Source organism: Bacillota bacterium (assembly GCA_013314855.1).
In the GTDB taxonomy this organism is placed as follows: Bacteria; Bacillota; Clostridia; order Acetivibrionales; family DUMC01; genus Ch48.
Map to the genome: position 1 here is coordinate 19,831 of JABUEW010000032.1, position 18,408 is coordinate 38,238.

Below are 18,408 nucleotides of genomic sequence, written 5' to 3' on the forward strand. Positions count from 1 at the left end.
TTTAATACTTATTAATACAGATCCTTCCCATATCACTTTTAACTTTTATTTTAGTAGGGTACCCCTCTGCTTTAAATTCATTAACCTGAACGTATCCGGTGTTTTCAAAGCTTACCATTGAATTTAACGGCAGGACCAGGTCAACATTTCCCATTTTTGTTTCAAAATAATAGCTGCCATTTATTTCATATTCTGCTTTTATATTTATATTACCCATGTTAATTTTAACTTCTGTCCTGCTTTTTAGCATTCCGCTCGATAATTTCAAGTTGCTCATTTCACCTTTTAAATTCAATTTCCCTTCAAATCTATTTATTTCGATGTTTACCATATTCAAATCAGCAAATATATCACATTTCAAATCATCATAAATTTTTATTTTACCTATATCCAATCTGCATTTTATTGATTCTACTTTTTTAGGTAAATACACTTTTAAATCTATACTTTGGTCTAGAACTCCCTTTTTTGGGCCTTCATATTTCCACTCAAACAATACATCTTTTTCTTCTTTGCAATCTGCAATTATTTTGAAATTTTTTAATTTATCATTTAGATTATCATTCTTAATATCTTTTATTTTTTTTGTAATTTCAAATTTAACTGCCTTCTCGTCCCAATTGTATACTTCAATATTGCCTGTTTGGCCGATTATTTCAATATTAAGCGGATATATAACATTAAATATTTTTTCATCATAAGAAATAGATTCGTATTTTGGGCCAACATATTTTTTTACCTCACTGCACCCTGCAGATATTACAATAAACACAAAGAAACCTAATACTACCAGGGGGAAAATACGAGTATAGTGTTTCACAAACAATCCCTCCAATAAGGTAAATTTCAAAAGAAAGGATAAGAGAATCTAACAGCATTTATAGTTTTATATGGAAAATAGTAACACAATTTAACATATATATCAAACATTTCCCAATTGAGGAAAAAATGCGTCCTCAGGTTATTTTTTAAATTTTTCTTTTTAGTATTTTAATTACCTAACAAATCATATATAATTGAATATAAGCAAAATGTTTTAAAAAAATATTTTCTGCTTTGTTACAGTAATTATTTTAGTAATATTTTTCTCCGGGAGGGAGGTGGAACCTGATGTGGTGGTATGATTTGTTCGGTTTCTTTTTCAGAATCACCTGGCTTCCAGCACTATGTTTTATTCTAGGGTTTGTTCTTATTACTGTTGAGCTGTTCAATCCTGGTTTTGGTGCGCCGGGTATTTCCGGGATTATTCTTCTTATCCTGGGTATAATGTTTACCGCCCGCAGCTTGTTGGATGCAATAGTAATGATATTAATTATCCTTATTGTAATTGGAATACTTTTATTTGTTTTTCTGCGGTCGGCGTCAAAAGGACGGCTAAATAATAAACTTATACTAACAGACAGAATGAACAAGGAAAGTGGGTTTGTAGGAAGAAGTGAGCCTTCATCATTTTTAGGTAAGGAAGGCATAACAACTACAATGTTGCGTCCTTCGGGAAGTGTAAATATTAATGGTGTAAGATTGGATGTTGTCACTGATGGTGAGTTTATACCTAAAGGGACAAAAGTCAAAGTTGTTAAAGTAGAAGGTATGCGGATTGTTGTAAAGAAATTACAGCAAGATGAAGAATTACGACAAAATGAATAAATATTGGTACTTTAGCAAAAATAGGATAAAAATTAAATCATAATTAAATAATTTGAAAGGAGAGTTTTAAATGCCTGATGTATTTATTTTTATTTTATTTATTGTCATAATAATTTTCGTCATTTCCACCTTTTTTAGCCTAATACCTGTAGGTCTTTGGATTTCAGCATATGCAGCCGGAGTAAGGGTACGTATATTAACCCTTATAGGGATGCGCCTTAGAAGAGTTATTCCTGCTAGAATTGTAAACCCTATGATAAAAGCAGTTAAGGCAGGCCTTGATGTCTCCATAAACAAGCTTGAAGCCCATTACCTGGCAGGAGGTAACGTAGATAAGGTCGTAAACGCACTTATCGCCGCACAAAGAGCAAACATACCCCTGGAATTTGAAAGGGCTGCTGCAATTGACCTTGCAGGCCGTGATGTCCTTGAAGCTGTCCAGATGAGTGTCAATCCAAAGGTTATTGAAACACCCATAATTGCTGCAATAGCTAAAGATGGAATAGAATTAAAAGCAAAAGCTAGGGTAACAGTCCGGGCCAATATTGACCGACTTGTGGGCGGTGCCGGTGAACAGACAATTATTGCCCGTGTCGGCGAAGGCATTGTTACCACAGTAGGATCTGCAAATTCTCATAAAGAAGTCCTTGAAAACCCTGATTTAATATCCAAAACTGTTTTGGAAAAAGGGCTGGATTCAGGTACTGCCTTTGAAATTCTCTCTATTGATATTGCAGACGTTGATGTAGGACGGAATATAGGCGCACAGCTACAGACAGACCAAGCCGAAGCAGACAAACGTATTGCCCAGGCTAAGGCAGAAGAAAGAAGAGCGATGGCAGTCGCAAAAGAACAGGAAATGAAAGCTGCAGTACAAGAAATGAGGGCAAAAGTTGTTGAAGCAGAAGCGCAGGTTCCCATAGCTATGGCAGCAGCTTTACGCGAAGGTAAACTCGGGGTAATGGACTATTACAATATGCAGAATATAATAGCAGATACGCAAATGAGAAGCTCAATTTCTTCAGCTGCTAAACCGGATTCCGCTCCAATAGACAAAAAATAAAGGGGATGATTTATTTGGCTACTAAATACGTATATCAGCCAGAGCAGTTAAACCGCCGATACGGTACAACACAGCAAAATAGAACACAGTATAACAATATACAGTATAACAATATACAGTATAACGAACTACAGGATAGTAGGACACAAGAAAGTACAACTTTCCCCTCCCGGGAGACATCAATGTCCCTGCTATCCCAGGAAACAGCCGCGCCATCCCCGATAAAATTAAAACCGGAAAATATCCTTCAGGGAATAATTTTTTCCGAAATTTTAGGGAAACCCAAGTGTTTAAGGATTAGGAGGAGATAGTTGGATATTTCTACCTCTTATAATACCCGTCATTTTATATATAATGGCGGGTAATTTTATTTATTATTATGATTATTATGTATTATGTATCAATTATTAACTCTCCAGCTTCGAGCCCTTTTACAATTTCAGCCTCCAGATTGGTTTCAATGCCAACCTCCACAAACCTTTGTTTTTTTATGCCATTTTCCAACACATATACGTATTTATTGCCCATGTAGTTTTGAAGTACCCTTTTTGGAACTACTACAACATTATCTCTTTGCTCAAGTACAAGATTTATACGTATATTTCCTGTTCTCTTCGTTGCAGTCTCCATTGTAAGCCCTTTAATGTTTATTAATATCGTTTCTTTACTATTAGCCGGAGCATCTTTTGGAAGGTAAGCAGGAGATACTACAACCTCTCCCTCTAATTCTTCTTTTTCAAAAGATATTCCAACTTTCATGCCCACATCAAAGTACCGGACGTTAAAGCCCGAATACTTTATTTGAACATCTTCAAGTTTTACTATCGTAAGCATTGGGTAATAGGCGCCTACCCATTCTCCAAGCTCTAATTCGCTAACATTAAAAACCATTCCTTCTACAGGAGATATAATTTTTGCGCTTTCCAACTCCCTTTGAACTTGCTTTAACTGATATTCCGCATTCTTTACATCCAAATCCGAGCTGATTTTCGTCGCTTCCAATTTATCTTTAAGCCCCTCTATTGCTATTTCCTGTCTTATTATCAAGCCTTTTATTCCTTCAATATCTTCTTCAAGAGACTTTAAGGTTGAACCTCCTTCAGCCAAAACTGATTCTTTCAACTGTTCTTTCTCTGAAAGGTCCCTTTTTAATTTTTCAAGTTGTAATTGGGCCAGTTCTATTTCCCTTTCAACCTGGGATATTGCTTGTTCACCACTTAATTTTGCTTTTTCAAGAGCTATTTCATACTGTCCAAGCTTTATTTCCAGGCTATCCGTTTCAAACTCGGCTAACAAGTCCCCTTCTTTAACAATATCACCCATCCCCACATAAAACCCTTTTAAGCGTCCCCCATATTTTGAGGATATAACTGTTCCGGAAGAAACTTCAATTGTTGCAGTATCTTTTATTTCTTTTTTAATACTCCCCTTCTGTACTTCCATAGTAGAATACTGTATTTGCTTGGGCTCTTCCAGGGGAGGTAAAAGCACCTCTTCTTTTTTGGCAAACAGGGAACACCCTGTAATCATAAAAGAAAATATTACAAGGGGAAGGACAAATTTTACAGCTTTTCTTGCCTGCTCAAGCATCATATCCTTAACTTTCATAAGTCTTGTCAGATTCCCTCTTTCGTTTTCATCAAGTTTCATTTTAATATATTTTATCGTATCGGTTAATTGAGGGATTAAAACATATTCAAGGGCATTTACCCTTCTTCTGGTCTTTTCAATCTCTTCCGCCAACAACTGTGTTGACTTTTCCACCTGCGCCAGTTCAAGTAAATACGGCACTACTTGAGATAGCGCTGTAATGGCACTATCCAATTCCCCTGATGTAGTTGCGAAGCCATAAGGGTAAATATCTCCCTTATTTTCACTTCCGGTCTTAAAATCAAAACTCGGCACGTCAACGCTCATAATATTTGTAGAAGCAACATCCAGTGAAACGGTTTGTTTAGGAAACATTAAGGCTTCTTCAAGTATTTCTGACGACATAACCGACCTTGCTATTAGAAAGCTGAAATGGACATTCATTATCATTTCTTCTACCTTTTCCCTGAGTTCCTTATTTTTTCTCACCAATTCAAGAAACTTCTTCATTAATTCATCTCTTTTATCCTTAAGAAGCTTATGTCCCCTCCGAGCTACCGCTAGCCTTTTCTTTAACCGCGTAAGTTCCATCCGTGTAGGGTTCACATTCATTATTGCCATAAAAGCACTCCCCTTTAACACCAGTTCATTTCGTAATACATATCAATGTTTAATTCCAACCTCTCACTTCCCACTTCCTACCTCTCACTTCTCACCACTAACCTCTAAATAATACTCTTCAATATACTCGTCTCTGATACGTTTGAGCTCTCCTTTTGGTAAAATGGCAAGGAGCCTCCAACCTATATCCAGAGTTTTTTCTATAGGCCTGTCTTCGTCAAATCCCTGGGAAACATACTCCCTTTCAAACTCATCTGCAAATTTGGCATAGAGTTTATCAACATCAGTTAACGCAGCTTCTCCAAGTATAATGGCAAGCTCCTTTGCTTCCTTCCCCCTGGCATAAGCTGCAAACAACTGGTTCATTGTATCTGCATGGTCCTCCCTGGTTTTCCCTTCTCCTATACCTTTATCTTTTAACCTTGATAGAGAGGGCAAAACATCAATAGGAGGCTCTATGCCCTTTCTATACAGCTCTCTGCTTAGTATTATCTGCCCTTCCGTTATATACCCCGTGAGGTCAGGTATCGGGTGAGTCTTATCATCTTCAGGCATAGAAAGAATCGGTATCAGAGTAATGCTACCCTTCTTATCCCTTTTTCTTCCTGCTCTCTCGTAAATAGTTGCCAAATCCGTATAAAGATATCCCGGGTATCCTCTCCTGCCGGGAACCTCTTTTCTGGCTGCAGATACTTCCCTTAAAGCTTCAGCATAGTTAGTCATGTCTGTTAATATAACCAATACATGCATATCTTTTTCAAAGGCCAGATATTCAGCAGCCGTAAGGGCCATACGAGGAGTAGAAATTCTTTCTATTGCAGGGTCATTTGCAAGGTTTATAAACATTACGGCTCGATCTATAGCACCTGTCCTTCTGAAATCGGATATAAAATAATCTGCTTCTTCAAAAGTTATGCCCATTGCTCCGAAGACAACGGCAAACCTGCTTTCAGTGCCCAGAACCTTTGCCTGCCTTGCAATTTGGGCAGCCAGTTGGGCATGAGGTAGGCCTGATCCGGAAAATATGGGCAACTTCTGACCTCTGACCAGGGTATTGAGGCCATCTATGGCAGATATCCCCGTCTGTATAAACTCAGAAGGATAATCCCTTGCAGCAGGGTTTATAGGTACACCATTTATATCAAGCCTCATATCGGGAATTATATTGGGTCCGCCATCTATAGGTTCACCCATTCCACTGAACACCCTGCCAAGCATATCAATTGACACGGGGAGCTCCAGCCCCCTTCCTAAAAACCTTACTTTACTTTCAGCAACATTTATTCCTGCCGAACTTTCAAACAACTGTACAAGAGCCCTGTCTTCATTTATTTCCAATACCCTGCATCTTCGGATTTCTCCATTTGACAGTTCAATTTCTCCCAATTCTCCGTATTTAACTCCTTCTACACTTCTTACAAGCATCAAAGGTCCTGCTACTTCAGATATAGTCCTGTACTCTTTAAGCATCTAATCCCACCTCCTTTGATACCAGCTCATTTATCTGCCTATCGAGTTCCATCTCTATCTCAAGAAATACAGTATCAACTTCATGTTCCGGAGTATATTTTGCCCTTCCTATCCTCTCTCTTACAGGTATGGAAAAAAGTTCATCAATGCCGGCACCTTTCTTCAATGCTTTTTTACCTTTATAATAAAAAGCCATTATAAGTTTCAACATCCTGAACTGCTTGTTCAATGACGTATATGTATCAACGTCATGGAATGCATTTTGGTGTAAGTAGTCTTCACGGATAGAGCGTGCCGCTTCAAGTACAAGCCTTTCGTTTGGTGACAGTGCATCAATACCTACTAGGCGTACAATTTCCTCTAGCTCAGCCTCTTCCTGGAGCAGTCTCATCACGTCTGCCCTAAGCATACTCCAGTCTCTGGAAACGTTTTGTTCCATCCATTTATCAATTCTGTCAAGATATAAGGAATAACTGTTCAACCAATTTATTGCTGGAAAATGCCTTCTATAGGCAAGGTTTGCATCAAGCCCCCAAAAAACTTTAATAATTCTTAATGTAGCCTGGGTAACCGGTTCTGAAAGGTCACCACCAGGAGGTGATACAGCTCCGATAGCTGTAAGTGAGCCTTCTCTTCCGTTTGTACCAAGACTTATAACCCTTCCGGCCCTTTCATAAAACTGTGCCAGCCTTGATCCAAGGTAGGCAGGATATCCTTCTTCCCCGGGCATTTCTTCAAGGCGACCGGACATTTCCCTTAAAGCTTCAGCCCAACGAGAAGTAGAGTCTGCCATTAAAGCCACGCTATACCCCATATCCCTAAAATATTCAGCAATAGTAATGCCTGTGTAAATAGAGGCTTCTCTAGCTGCAACAGGCATATCGGAAGTATTTGCAATAAGCACGGTACGTTTCATTAAAGACTCACCGGTCCTTGGGTCTTTTAGTTGAGGGAACTCGAGCAAAACATCAGTCATTTCATTGCCGCGTTCTCCACATCCTATATAAACCACTATTTCAGCATCAGCCCATTTAGCCAATTGATGCTGTACCACTGTTTTCCCGCTTCCAAAAGGTCCAGGTACGGCAGCAACTCCTCCTTTTGCCAGTGGAAACAGTGTATCTATAACCCTCTGACCTGTAATTAAAGGAGTTTCAGGAGGCAGTTTTTCTCTATATGGCCTCCCTTTACGCACAGGCCATTTCTGAAGCATTGTGAGCTCAACCACATCTCCATTATCCCTCCTTATTTTTGCAACAGGCTGTTCTACTGTAAATTCACCTTCATATATTTCTTCAATTACACCTTTAATACCGTAAGGAACCATGATCCTATGTTCAACTATAATAGTTTCTTGTACTTTGCCGATTATATCCCCCGGATTAACTCTAAGGCCCTTTTCTGCGGTTGGTTCAAAGCGCCATTTTGCTTTCCTGTCAATAGCATTTACTTCTATACCCCTTGTAATATTACTCCCAACCATTTCTCTGATTATTTCAAGTGGCCTTTGTATTCCATCATATATTTTCCCTATTAATCCAGGACCTAATTCGACACTCAAAGGTGATCCCATCGATTCTACAGGTTCTCCTGGACCTAAGCCTGCAGTCTCTTCATAAACTTGTATTGAAGCTTTATCATCATGCATTTCTATAATTTCACCTATTAAACGGTGCTCACTTACACGAACCACATCAAACAGGTTAGCATTTCTCATTCCTTCAGCTATTACTAAAGGGCCTGACACTTTTACAATTCTTCCCTTGTCCATAGTTAAATCACTTCCTTTTACTCTGTAAACAATATATTTGCACCTACAGCTTTTTCAACTGATTTTTTTATACCCTGAATACCTATTCCCAAAGAACCTTGATTACCTGGTATAGGTATAATAGCAGGAATTTTTCTATTTTTATACACATCAATCACAGGCAGTATTTTTGCTGCGATTTGTTCGGTTATATAGATTACGGCATAATCCTCCCTTGCTAAAGCATGCAAAATCTTTTCAGCCTCTTCTGAAGAAGCTGCTTGAAACACTGAAAAGCCCATAGCCTTAAATCCAAGAATACTATCCTTATCTCCTATCACACCAATTTTATACATAAGTCTCCCTTAGCCTCTCCCTTATAATATCGGCGGAAATGTTATTAATCTTTCCCACCATTACAATCCTTACATTTTTTAATTCATTTTCCTTTGCTAAAAGATAACCTATCAAGGGTTCTATTCCGAATGTCTTATACTTAACTTTTTTAGCAAAGGCTATCAGGTAATCATCAGCCAATTTTTCAAATACAGCAATGCTTCCTGTATTGATAAAACTATCAATCCCTTTTTTGCAAATATTTTCATATGCACTCCCTTTCATAGTATCTACAAAGCCCTCCAAAGGTAAATCCATGTTTCTAATGAATATGTTGTTATCAATTTTTCCTCCCGGCATTAAGTTTTTCTGCAAAAATCCAACCGGCATATTTAACTTTTTAAGTCTTAAAAAAGTTTTAATATTTGTCAAGTCAACAGTTATTTTTAGAAGTTCTTTTATAAAACTTATTTCCAAATTATTTGCCAATTCAACCACATGCTTAAAATATGCCCTGTCCAATATCAAATCAATTTGTTGAGGGTCATGGGTCCTGTTAAATGTATCTATACACTCTTCTATAGCCTCTTTCATGTAAAAGGACAATTGTTCAAAATCCCTTTCCCTTATCATCATTTTCAAATTTGTAGCCGGTATGCTCACCGATTCCAGCAGGTTGGTATTATCTTCAATACCCAAAAACTCTGATTTTAATATAACCTTGATATTATGATAATCATTATTTAACAGAAATATATCAAATACTTTAGATTCATCAGTAAGTTCTCTTAATAGCCTATAAAGCTTTTTTTGCTCTTCTCTGAGCAATTTTTCATATTCATAAGCTTTACCTGTTATATCGGTAGCAGATTCGTCATATCCGGCTTCAACCAGTATTTTTAAAGCTTCGCCGGGAGTTTTTGAATCTATCATCCGGTCAAACTTTCCCTTATCCAGCAATCTCTTTTCAATTACTCTAATTCTTCCTATACCGTAAGCAAATTGAGTTTCAACAGGCAAATGTTTTACCTCCATTTCATTTATTACAGGAATGCTCTTCTATTCAAAGAGCATTTTTACTATTTCTGATTCAATCTCATTGTATCTCATTCTCATAATAGCTTCAAAGGAATTGTTCATCTCTATATTTCCGGATCTTAAAATAAAACCTCCGTTAATATTTGCCGTCTCCTCTGAAAGCTTTACATTACCGTTAATATTCTTTTCTTTAAGTTTTTTATTAATTATACCTATAAAACCATCACCCAGCCTGGACTTATCTCTTTCTGACAGAATTATTTCCTCATCACCTTTTTTCACTGAATTCAAAACCATATCGGTAATTATCTCCATGTAGCGTTCAGGAGGTAATGAATTTAAAGTTTTTATGGCCTGTTCAAATACCGAGGCTATAATTTCCTGCTTTGCCTTAAGTTTTATTTTCCTTGCCTCAAGCTCTGCAACGGCAATTAACCTTTTCTTTCGCTCTTCAGCTTCTTTTTTTGCATTTTCAATAATTATATTTTTCTTTTTTTCCGCTTCATTCTTAGCTGAGTTTATAATATCAGCCGCCTGTTTCTCTGCCTGTTCAATATTATTTTGGGCCTGGAGGCGGGCATCCTCTAAAATTTTATTTACAATTCTTTCTGCTCCTTCCATCCGGAACAACACATCCTTCTATTATCTATATTTGAATACCAAAAATCATCAATATGGAGCCCAATAAGGCCAGCACTGCATAAGTTTCAACCATTGCAGCAAAAGTAACAGCCTTTACCAGCTCTTGAGGTCTTTTGGCAATAATACCTATACCGGCTGCTGCAGTTCGTCCCTGGGCTATTGCAGACTTATAACCCACTATTGCTATTGGTAAAGCGGCAACCAAAAAAAGCAATCCTTGAACCGGTGTTAGCTCCTTTACAGTACCACCTACAATACCTATCTTATAAAGAATAACAAACGCCGTCAGTAATCCATATATACCCTGTGTGCCAGGTAAAGCCTGGAGCAAAAGTGCCTGGGCAAACTTTTCAGGTTCTTCGGTAATAACACCGGCTGAAGCTTCACCTACCATACCTACAGCTCTTGCAGAGCCCATCCCTGCAAAAATCACTGCGAATGATGCTCCCAATATTGCTAAAAAATTTCCATTTAATAATGCTCTAAGTAAATCCATATTAAACCTTCCTCCCATCAACAATGTTAATATATTTAGTGTTTATTTTAAAGGGTTTATAAGGTTTGCCCCCTCCTTCGTAAAATTTGCTGAAAAACTCTACATACTGCAAGCGGCTTGAATGTACAAATGCTCCAAGAGCATTTATTAATATATTAAATATATGTCCAATTACAAATGCAAAAATTAACACAATTATACCCGGCAGGCTGAATCCAAGTAATGTACCGATAGTATTAATAACCGAAGCAATTACACCAGTAGCAAGTCCTAATGCAAGTAACCTGGAGTAAGATAGGACATCGCTCATAAAACCTACCGCATTATATAAACTTACTACTCCTTTAATGAGCTTCTTCACTATGTTTTTTTCATGTCTACCCTGGGTAAGAATTAAAAGAATTACTCCGGTTATTGACATATACTTACCTATAATTGCGGCATTACCTCCAACCAGGAGCAAGGCCAAACCGGTCAGGAGTATATACCAAAAGCCTATATCGAAAACCGCATCCAATACCTTGCCTTCTCTTATAAGGTTATAGCCTTTAAGCCCCATACCTACATAAAGTTGTATGCCTCCGAATATAAATGACCATAATAGCAGTTTCATAGGGTCGGTCAAAGGGTTAAACCAGAGAGGCTCCAGTTTAAAATTGCCTGAGGAAACTTTTTCAACTATATCACCGAACCAGCCTCCGAATAATGCACCCCAAATAAAAGTAGAAACACCTCCCCAAAACAGAAGTTTTAGCAATTTGCCCACTGTCTCCCCGGGTTTAAACTTATATAGTACAAATGCCGTTGCCAAAGCCATTAAAAGCCCATATCCCGCATCGCTCACCATTAAGCCGAAAAATATAAAAAAGAAGGGTGCCATAAAGGGATTCGGGTCAATCCCGGTAGGCTTAGGCAGGCTATAAAGTTCCGTAACAAGCTCAAAAGGCTCTACAAACCTATTATTTTCAAGGAGTATAGGATATTCTTCTTCCTGTCCAGGCTCTCTGATATCTACTATACAATCCCAGTGCCAGTTTTTTGCAACATCGTTTTTAAAAATTTTAACGGCATGATCAGGAACCCACCCCTCCAGTATAAATACTTTATCGGTCCTTAAAAGCCTTCCAAGCACAGCCTTTTTATCCCGCTGAATATTAAGGTAGTCATAAAGTACTTCTAAATTATTCCTTTGATTTACATATTCTGCTATTGCTTCTTTTAGTTTTTCCCGTTCAGCTTCTATTTTTTCTATATTAATTACCGAAGTATCTATGTTTTCCTTTACAGTACCTTTTATATCAAAAGTTACTCTGTTGAAACCGCTTTGTTTCAAAGATTTTATCAATTCTTCTTCCCTGGAATTATGAAATATGATTTGAAGATAGGCTTGGTCCTTATCGGTATTTACCAGTTGTATATAGCACTCCTGTATTTCCTTCTCAATATCACTTATCATCTGTTTAGTATCCACTGTTACTGGCACAACACCAAACATAATACCGGTAGTCCTGGTTGAGGTTAAATCAACAGGTATTTCCACCGATTTCCAGGGTTCCAGGGTATTAATAAAATTCTCAAGTCTATTTTTTTCTGTTTTTAGAGCTGTAAGTTTTTCATCCAGTTTATTAATTTCTTCAACAACAGACCACAGTTTTTCTTTATCCTCAATTATTTCTCCATAAATACTTGCATCAATAACCCTTTTAGGCTTAAAAAACGCCTTTTTCCTTTTATCATACAGAGAAAGGTATTCTAAAGCAGACTTTACCTTCTCAATATCAGATTCAAGTTTTAAGACTTCCTCTTCTTGTCCGTCGCTGTTCACCATCTCTGTCCATTCTTCAGACGAAGCCTTACTGCCTATATCACTTACATCTAAAACACCAATATTCATTAGATTTTCCAAGATTTCTGCCTTGTCCCTTTCTAGGCCTATTATTGAAACCTTATGCATTTTTACTATTGCCATGGATTTTCACTACCCTTTCGATGACCAAGTCAACAACCCTACTGATTTTTGGTTCAACTTCTTTCTTAATAAATTGCCCCTCTTCTTCAGCTCTTACATATATTTCCTGTATCTCTCTTTGAGCATCCCCTTCTTTATTTTTAATAATTTCGTGAGCTTCCTTTTCTCCTTTTTCCAATGCATTTTCAAGAATTATTTGTTTTTGCTTTTCTGCATTTGATATAATATCCCGCGCACGGGAAACAGAATCTTCAATAATTTTTTCCGCGTCTTGCTCCGCTTTCTTTACAGCCTTTATTATATCAAGAGTCATTAAAATCCACCACCTGGCAACAATGTTATAATTACTTTTAATAATATAATATTTACATACTTAATAATATAATTTACATGCTTCTTTATATAATACATTTTTTTGCAAAATTTTGCAACCATCCTAGATGTCTTAAAAAAATTAAAAAGTATTTATATTTTTTAAATAATATGTTAATATCTACATTGAAGCATAAAGAAGCTTTCAATTAACAATACATACAGACAAGGAGTGAAAAATAATGAGTAAAGTGGGTTTACAATTATATTCTATAAGAGAATTGACTCAAAAAGATTTTTTCGGTACTCTTGAGCAGGTAGGGAAAATTGGGTATGACGGAGTGGAATTCGCAGGTTTCTTCGACGCTTCCGCCAAAGAATTAAAAAAAGTACTTGATAGCTCAGGTCTTGAAGCCTGTGGAAGTCATACCGGTATAAATTTACTTACAGACAAATTAGAAGAGGTTATTGAGTACAATCTTGAAATCAATAACTCTTACATAATTTGTCCCGGCCTTCCTCAAGAAATGAGAAATAGTGCCGATGCATGGAAAAGGACCGCTGACCTTTTCAATAAAATCGGTATGAAGTGTAAAGAAAACGGTATTCAATTCGGATACCACAACCATTCCATAGAATTTGAAAAGTTCAATGGAGAATATGGCTTTGACATTCTTGCTCAAAACACCCAAGCTGAGCTGGTATGCCTTCAAATTGATACTTATTGGGTAGAATACGCAGGACTTAAATCGGTCGATTTTATGAAAAAGTACCCGGATCGCCTTCCCCTTCTTCATATTAAAGAAATGAAGAGTTTTGAAGATAAAAGATGCACGGAAGTCGGTAAAGGAGTAATGGATTTTAAGGAAATAATCAGGTTGGGTAAAGAATATGGTACTATATGGTATATTGTTGAGCAAGAAAATTTTGACATACCATATCTGCAGAGTATTGAGGAAAGCTTAAAATACTTAAGAAGTATATTATAAATGTAAAAATGCCATATTATTGATCTACTATTATAAACCAAAAAGGATTGGGGTGTTTTGAATGAAAAATGGCAAAGTAAGAGTCGGGATTATAGGGGCCGGAAACATCGCCCAAAATGCGCATATACCTTCATATTTGAAGCAAAAGGACGTAGAAATAATTGCAGTTTGCGATATTAATGAATCAAGGGCAAAGGAAGTTGCGAATAAATATGACATAAAGTATGTTACATCAAGTTTCCAGGAACTCATTTCTATTGAAGAAGTAGATGCAGTAAGCATTTGTACGGGAAATAATTTTCATCAACCGGCTGCTGTCGCTGCGGCAAATGCAGGTAAACATATACTTTGCGAAAAGCCGATGGCAATGAATGTCGAAGAAGCCGAATCCATGCTCAGAGCCGCAAAGGAAAATAATATTATATTTATGATGGGATTTGTTAACAGATTCCGGGCAGACAGTAAAGTTATTAAAGCATTGTCCGATGCGGGGAAATTTGGAGATATTTATTCTGCAAAAGCCTGCTGGTTAAGAAGAAGAGGAACTCCCCTTGGATGGTTTACCAACCTTTCAAAGTCCGGTGGCGGTCCTGTTATTGATATCGGGGTCCATGTAATTGATCTGGCATGGTACTTTATGGGCAAACCAAAACCTGTAAGAGTCAGTGCAGTTACATATAATAAAATTGGAAATTATCAGACTAAGGGTGTATCAAGATGGACTGCCCTGGATACCGACAACTTGGTGTTCGAAACTGAAGACTCTGCCTCCGGATTAATAAGGTTTGATAATGGTGCATCCATGTCTTTTGAAGTGAGTTGGGCAATTAACACCAAAGATACAGGCATGTATACCCAAATATTCGGGTCAAAAGCAGGAGCCAGGATCAACCCTCTTGAAATATACAGTGAAGAAGAAAACTACCTGATGGATTCTACACCTATAGTAAGGGATGAAAATGCTTTCGACAACCAAATAAGACATTTTATTGATTGTGTAAAAGAAGGAAAGCAACCAATATCTCCTGCCGAAGACGGGTACCTGGTACAAAAAATTCTTAACGGTATCTACGACTCTGCGAAACTGGGCAAGGAAGTTGAATTATAAGGAAGTTAAATTATAGAGCAGTAGTTCTTTAATATAACACCTAATATAACACTGGCACACACAAGAGACAGGTAGACTTAAAAAGTTCGCCTGTCTCTTTTCCATTTTTTATCACAAATAAATTTCTTTTTTATGCACAATTTAATAATAACTTGTTTTCTATCATCAAACCTAATATTATATTAATTGGGGAGGATTAGCATATGTACCGTCATGTGCATCATTTTAAAATAGAATCGATTATGGTGCGGGGTCATTACCACCGGTTAATTGGATACACCAAATACTTAATTGGTGCAGGCAGGTTTCATTTTCACTTTTACTCCGGCGTATCCACTTATACAGACCATACCCACTATTTTTCAGGTGTAACCGGCCTGCCTGTAAAAACAGAAAACGGACATATACATAAAATTGAAGGTTTGCTGGAACTAAACAGTTTTCACGAACATAAATTTAATGGACATACATTTGAAGAAATATCCTACTCCCAGGGAAAAAAGACCAGGGAAGCCCTTATTTGACCCCGTAACCCATCCCTGCTTCCAATGCTTTTATTTCTTCGGGTATCATATAATGCTTTTTTTCAGGAAGAATATACTTCAACGCCTCAACAAAATTCTCTTTAGAAACTATATTTGTTTTAGCAATTAATTTTCCGAGGAGAATAATATTTGCATAAGTAAGATTTCCCATTTCCGATGCTATCATTGTAGCGGGAACCTGGTATGCTTCCAAATCTGTCCGTTCTGGCTTTTTAGAAACCAGAGAGCTATCAACAATAACAATCCCTCCAGGCACAACAACTTTTTCAAATTTTTCCAATGATGGGCTATTCATTACAATTAATGAAGTTGCACTATTCAAAATTGGTGAACCTACAGGCTCATCAGATATAATTACATGACAGTTAGCGGTACCGCCTCTCATTTCCGGTCCATAAGACGGTAACCATGATACATTCCTACCCTCCAGCATTCCCGCATAAGCAAGTATTCTACCTGCAGACAATATACCCTGGCCTCCAAATCCTGCTATAATGATCTCTTGATGTATTGTCATCATTACACCTCCAAATCTTTACCCTTGTAATTTCCAAGGGGATATACCGGTATCATGTTGTCCCTTATCCATGATAAAGCTTTAACAGGGTTCATTCCCCAATTTGTGGGACAAGAGGATAGTACCTCGACAATAGAAAAACCCATATTTGCCAATTGCACCTGGAAAGCTTTTTTTATAGCCTTTTTTGCGTTTATAATATTTTTAATATCATGGGTAGATACCCTTTCAATAAAAGCAGCTCCCTCAATAGTAGCCAGCATTTCACAGACCTTTATGGGGAAACCGTGTAATTCAGGTTTACGCCCATAAGGGGTTGTAGTCGTAACCTGGTCTATTAAAGTAGTAGGTGCCATTTGCCCGGATGTCATACCATAAATAGCATTGTTTATAAAAATTGTTGTTATTTTCTCTCCTCTTGCAGCAGAATGCACAATCTCCGCAGTACCTATGGCTGCAAGGTCACCGTCTCCCTGGTATGTAAATACAACATTTTCAGGGTTAACTCTCTTTATTCCTGTAGCAACAGCAGGAGCCCTTCCATGGGCAGCCTGAACCATATCGCAATTAAAATATTCGTAATTATTATAACTGCATCCAACAGAAGAAACACCTATAGTCCTACCCTCAATTCCCAACTCATCTATAGCCTCAGCCACAAGCCTGTGTATAATTCCATGGGTGCATCCGGGGCAGTAATGCATGGATACATCCTTTAATGCATGCGGTCGTTTAAAAACAGCCTTCATGTGTACTCCTCCCATTATTTTTTAATAATCCTCTTTATTTCATCAAGAATCTCCCTTTGGGTAGGAAGCATTCCGCCCATCCTACCATAAAAATATGTCTCATTTTTACCATTAAGGGCAAGCTTTACATCTTCAAGCATTTGGCCTGCATTAAGCTCTACAGTCAAGAAAGCTTTTGGGACTTGGGCATATTTCTCAAAGGCTTCGTTTGGAAAAGGCCACAGAGTTATCGGCCTGATAAGCCCAACTTTAATCCCTTCTTTTTCTGCCATTTTTATAACATTTTTTACTATCCTGGCCACTGTACCGAAAGCTGATACAATAATATCTGCGCCTTCACAGTTAAAAACTTCAACACGAACCTCTTTCTCTTCAATTATCTTATATTTCTGCTGCAGCTTTTGATTGTGCTTTTCCAAAACTTCAGGATTTATATAAATAGATGTTATAACATTATTTTCCCTTTTCATTCTTGTGCCTGTAACAGCCCAATTCTTATCAACAGTAATAATTTCTTCTTTTTCTTTGAATTCTACAGTTTCCATCATCTGGCCTAATACACCGTCACCCATTATCATTGCAATTATCCTATACTTATCTGCAATATTAAAGGCTTCAACAGTTAGTTCATACAATTCTTGCACACTGCATGGAGCCAATACAACCATTTTGTAGTCCCCATGTCCTCCGCCTTTGACAGCCTGGAAATAATCACATTGGGCAGGTAGTATACCTCCAAGTCCTGGGCCGCACCTGACTATATTTACAATAACAGCCGGCAGTTCCGCGCCGGATATATAGGAAATACCTTCCTGCTTCAAACTGATTCCCGGACTGGAAGACGATGTCATAACCCGCGCCCCTGCCGAAGCTGCGCCATATACCATATTAATAGCGGCGATTTCACTTTCCGCCTGAAGGAATGTGCCGCCTACTTCCGGCATTCTCTTTGCGAAATAATGAGCAATTTCAGTTTGAGGAGTTATAGGATAACCGAAATAAAACCTACACCCTGCTCTTATTGCAGCTTCAGCTATTACTTCATTTCCTTTCATTAAAAGTTTTTCTCCCATTAAATCCAGTCCCCCTTACTTTTGAACCTCTATTACACAGTCCGGACATATAGTTGCACAAAATGCACACCCTATACATTTCTCCATTTCAACTACTCCAGCAGGGTGAAACCCTTTTGAATTAAGTAGATCTTCTTTCATCACAACTATTTTTTTAGGGCATACCGTCGTACACAGCTTGCAGCCCTTACACCTTTCTTCATCAAAAATTACTCTAGCCATAACAACCTCTCTTTAAATCTTTAATATATTATTCATAAATATATTCATCCATTTACTACATTTTCTAATGCAGTTTACTTTTTCAATTATAAAACTCTTTAAATATATTTTCAAGTAATCATTTCTCCCGGGCGCATTTTTTATATATGACCCATATAATGACAGAAACATTGCGGAAGGTCTCGTAGAGCCTGTTAATCCGACGAGGGATAAGCAAATCAACTGTATGAGCAAAATAATTACATTGATGTGCTATTAAATTTTATTCAAA

The 18,408-nt window shown here is 37.5% G+C and carries 19 protein-coding genes and 1 pseudogene; 6 read left to right on the plus strand and 14 right to left on the minus strand.

Features of this window, described 5'->3' with window-relative positions; all coding sequences use genetic code 11:
• Position 1: 1 nt before the first annotated feature.
• Positions 2-820 (minus strand): hypothetical protein, encoded by an 819-nt coding sequence (locus tag HPY74_07565; GenBank protein ID NSW90522.1) that lies wholly within the window; start codon positions 818-820, stop codon positions 2-4.
• Between the two features lie 290 nt (positions 821-1,110).
• Between HPY74_07565 and HPY74_07570 the strand changes: the two genes are divergently transcribed.
• The 3 genes from HPY74_07570 (at position 1,111) to HPY74_07580 (ending at position 3,021) form a co-directional block, all read left to right on the plus strand.
• Entirely contained in the window at positions 1,111-1,647 is a 537-nt protein-coding gene (locus tag HPY74_07570; protein NSW90523.1) for a hypothetical protein, read from the plus strand.
• 70 nt (positions 1,648-1,717) lie between these two features.
• Positions 1,718-2,710 carry a flotillin-like protein FloA gene (gene floA, locus HPY74_07575; GenBank protein NSW90524.1) on the plus strand — a complete coding sequence of 331 codons (993 nt, stop codon included), beginning with the start codon at positions 1,718-1,720 and terminating at the stop codon, positions 2,708-2,710.
• Between the two features lie 14 nt (positions 2,711-2,724).
• A complete protein-coding gene (locus HPY74_07580; protein ID NSW90525.1) occupies positions 2,725-3,021 on the plus strand; it encodes a hypothetical protein in 297 nt (98 codons plus the stop codon).
• 1,264 nt (positions 3,022-4,285) lie between these two features.
• On the opposite strand, the pseudogene HPY74_07585 reads toward HPY74_07580, so the two are convergent.
• The 9 genes and pseudogenes from HPY74_07585 to HPY74_07625 all read right to left on the minus strand — a co-directional run bounded on the left by HPY74_07585 (position 4,286) and on the right by HPY74_07625 (position 12,935).
• Positions 4,286-4,921, minus strand: a pseudogene (locus HPY74_07585) (V-type ATP synthase subunit D).
• A gap of 84 nt (positions 4,922-5,005) precedes the next feature.
• Positions 5,006-6,391: a V-type ATP synthase subunit B gene (locus HPY74_07590; protein NSW90526.1), complete on the minus strand. Its 1,386-nt coding sequence runs from the start codon at positions 6,389-6,391 to the stop codon at positions 5,006-5,008.
• A complete protein-coding gene (locus HPY74_07595) occupies positions 6,384-8,162 on the minus strand; it encodes a V-type ATP synthase subunit A (GenBank protein NSW90527.1) in 1,779 nt (592 codons plus the stop codon). The genes HPY74_07590 and HPY74_07595 overlap by 8 nt, the downstream gene beginning before the upstream one ends.
• A 17-nt stretch (positions 8,163-8,179) precedes the next feature.
• The gene (locus HPY74_07600; protein NSW90528.1) at positions 8,180-8,497 is read right to left on the minus strand and encodes a V-type ATP synthase subunit F; all 318 of its coding nucleotides are present in this window, start codon (positions 8,495-8,497) and stop codon (positions 8,180-8,182) included.
• Positions 8,490-9,512, minus strand: a complete 1,023-nt coding sequence (locus tag HPY74_07605; protein NSW90529.1) for a V-type ATP synthase subunit C — start codon at positions 9,510-9,512, stop codon at positions 8,490-8,492. Before HPY74_07605 ends, HPY74_07600 begins: the two co-directional genes overlap by 8 nt.
• Positions 9,513-9,536: 24 nt before the next feature.
• On the minus strand, positions 9,537-10,136 hold the full coding sequence (locus HPY74_07610) for a hypothetical protein (protein ID NSW90530.1): 600 nt from the start codon (positions 10,134-10,136) through the stop codon (positions 9,537-9,539).
• 25 nt (positions 10,137-10,161) lie between these two features.
• Positions 10,162-10,653 (minus strand): V-type ATP synthase subunit K, encoded by a 492-nt coding sequence (locus HPY74_07615; GenBank protein ID NSW90531.1) that lies wholly within the window; start codon positions 10,651-10,653, stop codon positions 10,162-10,164.
• A 1-nt stretch (position 10,654) separates the two neighbouring features.
• Positions 10,655-12,622 carry a V-type ATP synthase subunit I gene (locus tag HPY74_07620; GenBank protein ID NSW90532.1) on the minus strand — a complete coding sequence of 656 codons (1,968 nt, stop codon included), beginning with the start codon at positions 12,620-12,622 and terminating at the stop codon, positions 10,655-10,657.
• The gene (locus HPY74_07625; GenBank protein NSW90533.1) at positions 12,600-12,935 is read right to left on the minus strand and encodes a hypothetical protein; all 336 of its coding nucleotides are present in this window, start codon (positions 12,933-12,935) and stop codon (positions 12,600-12,602) included. The genes HPY74_07620 and HPY74_07625 overlap by 23 nt, the downstream gene beginning before the upstream one ends.
• Before the next feature lie 238 nt (positions 12,936-13,173).
• On the opposite strand from HPY74_07625, the gene HPY74_07630 reads away from it, so the two are divergent.
• From HPY74_07630 to HPY74_07640, 3 genes are all read left to right on the plus strand, one after another.
• Positions 13,174-13,923: a sugar phosphate isomerase/epimerase gene (locus HPY74_07630; protein ID NSW90534.1), complete on the plus strand. Its 750-nt coding sequence runs from the start codon at positions 13,174-13,176 to the stop codon at positions 13,921-13,923.
• A 61-nt stretch (positions 13,924-13,984) separates the two neighbouring features.
• Positions 13,985-15,031: a Gfo/Idh/MocA family oxidoreductase gene (locus tag HPY74_07635; protein ID NSW90535.1), complete on the plus strand. Its 1,047-nt coding sequence runs from the start codon at positions 13,985-13,987 to the stop codon at positions 15,029-15,031.
• A 203-nt stretch (positions 15,032-15,234) separates the two neighbouring features.
• Positions 15,235-15,555 carry a hypothetical protein gene (locus HPY74_07640; GenBank protein ID NSW90536.1) on the plus strand — a complete coding sequence of 107 codons (321 nt, stop codon included), beginning with the start codon at positions 15,235-15,237 and terminating at the stop codon, positions 15,553-15,555.
• Here the strand turns inward: HPY74_07640 and HPY74_07645 are convergent.
• Genes HPY74_07645 through HPY74_07660 form a run of 4 tightly spaced genes read right to left on the minus strand, consistent with a single transcriptional unit; the run spans position 15,548 to position 18,137 of the window.
• Positions 15,548-16,093, minus strand: coding sequence for a 2-oxoacid:acceptor oxidoreductase family protein (locus HPY74_07645; protein NSW90537.1), 546 nt, complete (start codon positions 16,091-16,093; stop codon positions 15,548-15,550). The genes HPY74_07640 and HPY74_07645 overlap by 8 nt on opposite strands.
• A gap of 2 nt (positions 16,094-16,095) precedes the next feature.
• A complete protein-coding gene (locus HPY74_07650; GenBank protein NSW90538.1) occupies positions 16,096-16,842 on the minus strand; it encodes a 2-oxoglutarate oxidoreductase in 747 nt (248 codons plus the stop codon).
• 14 nt (positions 16,843-16,856) lie between these two features.
• A complete protein-coding gene (locus HPY74_07655; GenBank protein ID NSW90539.1) occupies positions 16,857-17,915 on the minus strand; it encodes a 3-methyl-2-oxobutanoate dehydrogenase subunit VorB in 1,059 nt (352 codons plus the stop codon).
• 15 nt (positions 17,916-17,930) lie between these two features.
• Positions 17,931-18,137, minus strand: coding sequence for a 4Fe-4S binding protein (locus tag HPY74_07660; protein ID NSW90540.1), 207 nt, complete (start codon positions 18,135-18,137; stop codon positions 17,931-17,933).
• Between the last annotated feature and the right edge of the window lie 271 nt (positions 18,138-18,408).